The 7,877-nt window shown below is 50.4% G+C and carries 7 protein-coding genes; 1 reads left to right on the forward strand and 6 read right to left on the reverse strand.

The annotated features are described in order from the left end of the window. Nucleotides 1-19 precede the first annotated feature (19 nt). A complete protein-coding gene (locus AC1WIP_RS08015) occupies nt 20-991 on the forward strand; it encodes an RluA family pseudouridine synthase (RefSeq protein ID WP_481141362.1) in 972 nt (323 codons plus the stop codon). Nucleotides 992-1,007: 16 nt separating this feature from the next. Here the strand turns inward: AC1WIP_RS08015 and AC1WIP_RS08020 are convergent, their stop codons facing one another. The 6 genes from AC1WIP_RS08020 to AC1WIP_RS08045 all read right to left on the reverse strand — a co-directional run bounded on the left by AC1WIP_RS08020 (nt 1,008) and on the right by AC1WIP_RS08045 (nt 7,692). Further along, on the reverse strand, nt 1,008-2,165 hold the full coding sequence (locus AC1WIP_RS08020; protein ID WP_481141356.1) for an iron-containing alcohol dehydrogenase: 1,158 nt from the start codon (nt 2,163-2,165) through the stop codon (nt 1,008-1,010). Between the two features lie 53 nt (nt 2,166-2,218). Then, nucleotides 2,219-2,923: an adaptor protein MecA gene (locus AC1WIP_RS08025; protein WP_481141357.1), complete on the reverse strand. Its 705-nt coding sequence runs from the start codon at nt 2,921-2,923 to the stop codon at nt 2,219-2,221. A gap of 146 nt (nt 2,924-3,069) precedes the next feature. Further along, nucleotides 3,070-4,410, reverse strand: a complete 1,341-nt coding sequence (locus AC1WIP_RS08030; protein ID WP_481141358.1) for an MATE family efflux transporter — start codon at nt 4,408-4,410, stop codon at nt 3,070-3,072. Further along, on the reverse strand, nt 4,407-4,883 hold the full coding sequence (locus tag AC1WIP_RS08035; RefSeq protein ID WP_481141359.1) for a MarR family transcriptional regulator: 477 nt from the start codon (nt 4,881-4,883) through the stop codon (nt 4,407-4,409). The genes AC1WIP_RS08030 and AC1WIP_RS08035 overlap by 4 nt, the downstream gene beginning before the upstream one ends. Nucleotides 4,884-5,013: 130 nt before the next feature. Then, on the reverse strand, nt 5,014-6,477 hold the full coding sequence (locus tag AC1WIP_RS08040) for a sulfatase (protein WP_481141360.1): 1,464 nt from the start codon (nt 6,475-6,477) through the stop codon (nt 5,014-5,016). A 21-nt stretch (nt 6,478-6,498) separates the two neighbouring features. Further along, on the reverse strand, nt 6,499-7,692 hold the full coding sequence (locus AC1WIP_RS08045) for a glycoside hydrolase family 88 protein (protein ID WP_481141361.1): 1,194 nt from the start codon (nt 7,690-7,692) through the stop codon (nt 6,499-6,501). Nucleotides 7,693-7,877 lie beyond the last annotated feature (185 nt).

A 7,877-nucleotide genomic window follows, 5' to 3' on the forward strand; every position in this document is an offset into this window, starting at 1 on the left:
GTGGAGAAATGAGGCCCCTATGAACCGTACTTTGGAATACCATATCCATCCCCTGGAAAATCCCCTTTCCATAAAGGGCTTTCTCAAGGGAAAAGGCTATTCCTCACAAAATCTGATCCAGCTGAAGAAAAATCCAGACAGCGTACTCTTAAACGGAATACCAGCCCACATGAACCAGCCTCTGCGGGACAAAGATGTGCTGACCATCTGCATCAGGGAGGAAGTCTCTTCCGAAAAAATCCTTCCGGTGAAGCTTCCCCTTCACATCGTTTATGAGGATGAAGATTTGCTCATTGTTAACAAGCCTGCGGGCATGCCCACCCATCCTTCCTTGCACAATTACCAAAATTCCCTGGCAAATGCCCTGGCCTGGTACTTTGCAGACCAGAACAAACCCTTTATTTTCCGCTGCGTCAGCCGCCTGGATCGGGATACCTCCGGGCTTACCATCATAGCAAAGCACATGATCAGCGCCGGAATCCTCAACTCCTATGTAGCAGCCAAATCCCTTTCCATCAAAGACGCCCGGGCAAACAGCAGCCAAGCCAAAAAACCCAGGGCTGCGGCGCCTCTTCCTGTAGTTTACAGAGAGTATTTGGCCATCGTCCGGGGAAGCATCTATCCCAGAGAAGGAACCATTTCCGCTCCCATAGGGCGCAAGGAAGGCTCGCTGCTGGAGCGGAAAATAGATTTTGACCAGGGAGAGCCCGCCCTGACCCACTATCGCCTGGAACAGGAAAAAAACGGGCACAGCCTGATTTCCCTCCACCTGGGAACAGGCCGTACCCATCAGATACGCGTTCATATGAAATATCTGGGCTTTCCCTTGATCGGCGATTATCTGTACAATCCTGACATGGAATATATCTCCCGTCAGGCCCTTCACTCCTATCGCCTCCGCTTTCCGCATCCCATAACGGGAGCGCCTATGGAATTTACAGCTCCACTTCCACAGGATATGCTTAAGGTTTTAGAGCCAAAGCCCTTTTAGTCTGCTAGAGAAACGCCTACAGACACTCCTTTAGAATATTCATGACATCCTGGGGCTTCAAGGGAACATAAGCCTTTTCCAGGCCGCCGAATTTCACGGCATCCTCAGCCATCACCTGGAATTTGGAGTCATCAATGCCAAGCTCAGAAAGCGTCATGGGAATCCCACACTCCCTGAAAAAGTTTTCCGTGGCGTCAATGGCCCTGTTGGCGCACCGATAAGGCTCCTCGTCCGTAATCCCCCACACGTTTTGGGCATATTCGCAGAATTTTTTCACGGTATCGTCATTTAAAATGTACCGCATCCATCTTGGAGTCACAATGGCAAGTCCCACCCCGTGGGTAATATCGTAAAAGGCGCTGAGCTCATGCTCGATGGGGTGACAGGTCCACGCTCCCCCCTTGCCACAGGCAATCAGTCCATTTAACGCAAGCGTACTGGCCCACATCAAATTTGCACGGGCCTCATAATCCCTGGGATTTTGGAGTGCCGCCGGACAATATTGAATGCAGGTTTTCAAAAGCCCTTCCGCAAACCTGTCCGAGATAAAGGCTCCTGTATCCTTCTGAAAATACTGCTCAAAAACATGGGACATGATATCCGCCGTTCCCGCCGCCGTCTGCTGCGCCGGGAGAGAATACAGATACTCCGGGTCACAGATGGACGCTTTGGGAATAAAGTCATGGGAGGCCGTTCCCAGCTTTTCATGGGTATCCATATTGGAGATTACCGCATTTTTATTCATCTCCGAGCCGGTTGCCGCCAGGGTAAGCACAGCTACAATCGGCAGAACCCTTCCAATCCTGCCCGGATCCGTCACCAGCTCCCACGCGTCTCCGTCATAATATGCCGCCGCTGCAATGGCCTTAGCTGCATCGATGGTGCTGCCGCCGCCCACTGCCAAAACCACCTCAATTTTTTCCTTTTTGCAGATAGCCGCTCCATTTCTCACTGAAGTAATCTTGGGATTCGGCTCCACCCCTGAAAGCTCAAATATCTCAAAATCCTTTAAAAGCTCCTTTACCCTCTCATAGAGGCCGTTTCTTTTGATACTGCCGCCCCCGTAAACCATTAACACCCTTTTCCCATAGGGCGCCGTAATTTCAGGGAGGCATGCTATCTGGCCTTTTCCAAAACGAATATCCGTATACGCATGATAACGAAAATTGTTCATTTTTACCTCCATTTCCCGCCTGTACCCATAGCTTTGCAATTTGGGAACACGCCCTACACAAGCCGCAGCTTCTTTAGGGCCTTCTCACCAATGAGACACTGTCCGTGCTCCTGCAGGTGCACAACCCGATCCATCTCCGCCGCATAAAGGCCTCCAAACTCCAAGGCCTGAATACACGCCCTGCTGTAGCGCTCATAAGAAGCCGCACCCTTATGTAAATATAGGTAGTAAGCGTCCTCCATTTCATAAAGAGTACTGTCCAAACGCAGATTTCCAGGCAGCGCTGCTGCATACTCCAGCACATCCCGAAGGCTTTCAAAACGAAACAGGGCAAAATCCGGACGATTTGCCGGCTGTTTTCTTCCCTTCTTCTTTTGCTCCGGCTTTTCTGGCAACACCTTTTCCTCATTTGCCGCCTGTCGGACATCTCCCGCCTTTTCCCGGGTCTTTTGCAGAATTTCCTTCATTTCCTTCAGGCACTCTATGATCTGCTCGCCATCCTTTAAGTCCAGAGGCTCCCTCTCTGAAAAGGTTAAAAGAAGCCCCTGGTCAGGCAGCATCATAATCTGCAGATCAAAAGCAAATTTGGGCGGCTTATAGCCCACCTCTTCCTCTGCCTGCTCAATAATATCCTGCACTACCACTCTTGCCTTTTCGCTGCGCAGTACAAAATCCTTATAGTCAATGTCATATTCCTCCAGCTCTTCATTGGACAGGAAGCACTTTACTGTTTTGTCATCCACTCGCTCTATTTTCATTCAAATCATCTCCATAAATCGATTTCCAGGTGACGTTACACCTCTACTATATCACGAAAGGATTCTTTTTTCCAGTCCCACCTAAAACAAGAGGGCTTGCGGTTACAGTTGTGGGCTTACGCCATATCATCACTTACGCCATATTGTCACGCATCCTGACGCATCAAATCCCTGCGCTCTCTCAGCAATACAATGGCAGAAAGAATGGCCGCAAGCAAAGCGGTTCCTCCAAAGTTCACCCAAAGGCCTGTTAAGCCCAGGGGCCACAGCACCACGATCAGAAGCACCGGGAAAACCAGGGCTGTGCATACCGAGATCAGGGAAGCTGGTATGGGCTTTTCCACCGCCAGCATATAGCTCTGTGTTGCAAAGGAAAACCATCTTGTCAGATAGGTAAAGGCAAACAGTCTAAGGGCCGTCACCGCAATGTCCATAAGCACTCCGCTTTTATCCGTGGTAAACAAGCCTGCAATGGGAGCCGGAAACAGAAAAATAACCGCCATGGACAAAAGGGATACCACAGCGCTGGCGGTATAACAGCACTTCTCTATGGCCCTGACACGGGAGTATTTTCCCGCTCCCAGGTTATAGCCCACCGCAGGCTGCAGGGAATCGCACATACCATAGAGCAGCGGCTGGATAAATCCTTCCGCATACATCAAAATACCGTAGACAGACACGGCAGTTTCACCGCCCAGGCGCACCAAAACCGTATTCATTAGTATAGAAGTAATCCTGCCCGCGATGTTGTTTAAAAAGTTGGGAGCACCGCAGGCAATGATCTGCCGTACCATCCGGACAGAAAACCGGGGCCTGCAGAAACGAAGCTGCATTTTCCCCATAAAAAACGGTGCAAGGGCGATCAGCACACTGACAAACATGCCCAGGCAGGTGCCCAGCGCCGCAGCCCATATGCCCCACCGGAACACATACAGGAACACAAACTCCGCTCCCGCACTCAGCACGGACATAAAAATATTCAAAGCCATGCTGCCGTTGATTTTTCCGCAGATGCGCAGATAATTGTCCGTGGCAAACACCAGGGTGGTCACCGGGGAGCAGATGGCATACACCCGCAGATACTGCACGGCAAGAGACGCAAAATCACCCTCCGCCCCCATCAGGCGAATAAGCCCGGGCGCTGCAGCATAAAGGACTGCGCCCACCACTGCTCCTATCCCCACAATCAAAATGCAGGCGCAGGTGAAAATATTATTGGCATCCTCATATTTCTTTTTTCCCAGGCTTATGGAGATGGGAACAGAGGAACCTACGCCGATTAGATCGGCCAAGGCAAAATTGATAATCACAAAGGGCATCGCCAGATTCAGCGCCGCAAAGGCGGTGTCACCCAAAAAACGGCCCACAAAAATACCGTCCACAAGCTGATAAAGGGCCGAGGCCAGCATACCCACTGCCCCGGGCAGCGATGCCAGAAAAAAAAGCTTTACGGGCGGAGTCTTTGAAAATAAGGTCTGTGAATTCATATTTCCTTCCTCTTCTCTTTTCCATTCAGGATTCTCTTTTGTAATGCATCGCACAAATTTTCTGCAAAGCAGTCGAAGGCATCCACAAATTCCGGAGAAAAAGTTCGAAGCGTCTTTTCCAGCGCCTGTTTCTCTGCAAGCTTCATCTCTCCCATAATGCTGTCGGAATAATTTCTCCCTTTTTGCGTCAGAAGAATGGTTTTTTCCCTGGTGGGACCTGCCTGCGAAAGTGTAATGTAATTCTCTGAAAGCAGCTCCTTTACCACCGTGTTAATGGTAGTCTTTGGCATCAGCCAGTCCTTGGAAATCTGCTTTTGGGTGTGAGGCCTGCCGTCATCCAATGCACTTAGAAGAGCCAGCGTATTCTCCTTGATTCCCAGGCTTTTTGCGCAAAAATAATAGGCTCCATCAATTTTGTTGATAGCGTTCACAAGATGCTGTATCGCTTCCGAATAATCCTCATCCTTTTTCACATTGCTTCCTCCAAAAATTTCTGCAAACCACAAAATACGAATCCGTACCATGTATAATAGTACGGATTCGTATTATTGTCAAGAGTATAAAAGAATATATTTTCCTTGGTTTTTTGTGTTTTCTCTTTCCTCACAGCCCCAGCCGCTCATACTGCTCTCTTGGCGCTTCGTTCTCCTGCATCATACCCACCATAGCCTTTTTCAGCCTTTCAGCCACATCCTCGTTCTCTATGGGATGAAGCTCCTGGGGATCCTGCTGTAAATCATACAGACGGCTGCCATAGCTGTATGCGCTGAAATTGGTTTTCCCGGGGATCTGCATCACCTTGGCTCCCCTCATGTGTGGGAATCCATCCAAAAGCCTGGCCTGGCCAAGCTCCTCCAAGGTAAAAGGGTCTCTCAGGTGGCATGGCATATCCGTGTACTCAAAAAGCGGCTTATTGGCTTCGGAAACCGGCGCTCTCATATACACATAGCTTCCGTCCGTGATATTGACATGACCTCCGAAAATTCCAAAAAGAGCTGTTTCCCGAATAGGAATATCCTGCCTGATAGCAGGCGTCAGGCTCCTGCCGTCCATGAATCCCGGCCCCTCAATTCCAAAAAACTCCGCCAGCGTGGGAACAATGTCTACCGTCTGAGCCAGCGCTTTTCTCCGCTCGTCCTTTGCATACGGATATCGGGGATCATAGACAAAGAAGGGCAGGTGCACCAGCTCCTGATACATGGGCTGAATATTTTTCCCCATCCACTCCTTTTCGCCCAGCATAAAGCCATGGTCGGTGCACACAATGAGCATGGTATCCTCCCACAGATTAAGGGCATCCATCTGGTCAAGCAATCTGCCCAGGCTGTAGTCGCACATGCTCAAAAGGGCGGCATACTCATACCGCACATGGCGGGTGGCTTCCTCACCATATTCATTTTTCCCATAATCAGGCCAGTCAAGATTCTTTCCCTCATAGTGGTGAGGATATAGCTTTTTATAACTATCCTGTGTGAAAAAGGGCTCATGGGGATCAAAAATTTCAATCTGCAGAAACCAATTATCATATTGGGCATTTCGCCGTATAAAATCCAGCCCGCTGTCCATGGTCTGGGTCTGGGGCATCTGCTCCTCCGTCTTCAAAAAGGAACGGTTGACCCAGTCATGCCTCCAATTTTCTCCGTGGCTGCGATGGCACAGCGTCTTTGGATACTCCGGCCAGGGAACCTGCCCCTTCCAGGCATCGCCCTGCTGGCCCCGGTGCATCTCATAGCTGTCAAATTTGCTCAGATAGCAGCTTCCCCCGTCCTCCCAGTAATGGAAATGGTCGGTGGTGATATGCGTGTAAATCCCGGCCTCCTTCAGCCTGCGGATTACAGAATCATCATAGGGCTGAAGGGGGGACCATGAGGTGTGCAGAAAATTGTAGCGTCCTGTGTGCAGCTCCCGTCTGGCAGGCATGCAGGGAAGGCTTCCCGCATAGAAATTGTCGAAGGTCAGCGTTCTCTGTGCCAGGCGGCGAAAAGAAGGCGCAACTGTCCAGCCACATCCGTAATTCGGAAGAAAATGCCGGTTTAAAGAATCAAACATCAGCAGGATTGCTTTCATAGAAACCTCCCATATATTTTATCACCAATAAGGCTCCCAATCCTTTATCAGTCTGGTGAGTCCCTCCAGATAAAAATAGTCTCCCCAGGTATTGCATTCATCCACTCCTCTATCCGTACAAGGATTATGTGCTGTGCCCCTTGCATAGGTGCCATGCAGCAAAAGTCCATTGGATTCCTCTCTGGAACGCACTGCACACCGTTCCCAGAGCGCCGCCAGAAGCTGTCTGGCCGTCCTTGTGTAATAGGCCGCCTCGGGCTGCTCCAGGTATTTGGCCATCTCCAGCATGCCGCAGGCTGCAATAGCCGCTGCAGAAGAGTCTCTGGGCTCGCTGCTGCCGTCGTCAAAGTCAAAATCCCAGTAGGGGATCAGATCAGAGGGCAGATGCGCCAGAAAATAGTCTGTCACCTTTCGGAAAATTTCAATATATTCCTGGCTTCGCAGCTGTCTGTAGCTCAAGGCAGACCCATATATGCCCCAGGCCTGTCCTCTTGCCCAGGCGGAGCCATCCCGGTTTCCCTGATGTGTCACTCCCCTCAGAGGCTTTCCCGTATCCGGGTCAAAAAAGTATGTGTGATAGGTGGAGTGATCGGGACGAATGATACAGCGCATGGCCGTTTGAATATGAGCCTTGGCCTTTTCCCCATAGACGGGATCTTTTGTCACTCTGGAGGCCCAGAAAAGCAGCGGCATATTCAGCAGACAGTCGATAATCAGTCTGTAATTGTCCCTGGCCCCCAGCTCTCCCCATGCCTGAAAAAACTGTCCCTTCTCCTGGAAACGGGTAAGCAGCTGGTCAGCCGCCGCAACAGCCGCTTCTTTTGCCGTCTTATCGCCTGTCAGCTTCCAGGCAGCCACACAGGAGGGGGAATAAAGAAACCCCATATCGTGATGATCCACGTCGATCCTTTGCTGGATTCTGTCTGAAAAGCTTTCTACCTGTATCCCTCCCGCGATTCTTAAAAGCCTGGCGTCCTCCGGCGCCTTCTGTCGCAGCGCCTCATAAGCAAGCCAAATCTCTCCGGTCCAAAAGCCGGTAGTCCACTCCACGTTTTCCCCGGGGAGATAAAAATTATGCTGACTGTTGGAGGCCGGAAATTTCCGAATAAACTCCGGCAGATTTTCCCGCACCAAAAGCACAGCCCTTTCATACGCTTCCTGTAACTGGCCATCCGTTATTTCCGGATATCCAGCCAGACTTTCCCTTGTCTGCATGACGTCTCCTTTCCACAGGTTCCTTCCTGTGCCAATGTCAATACTGTAAGCAGATTCCTTCCGGACATTCCTCTGAAAATACAATGGTCTTTCCGTAGGAGGCATAGCCTCCTGCGGTTAAATAGTCCACCTCGCTGATCAGCTCCTGATGGCAGAAAATCACTACATACTCCTTTTTATCCTTG

Source organism: Acetatifactor sp., from assembly GCF_982438285.1.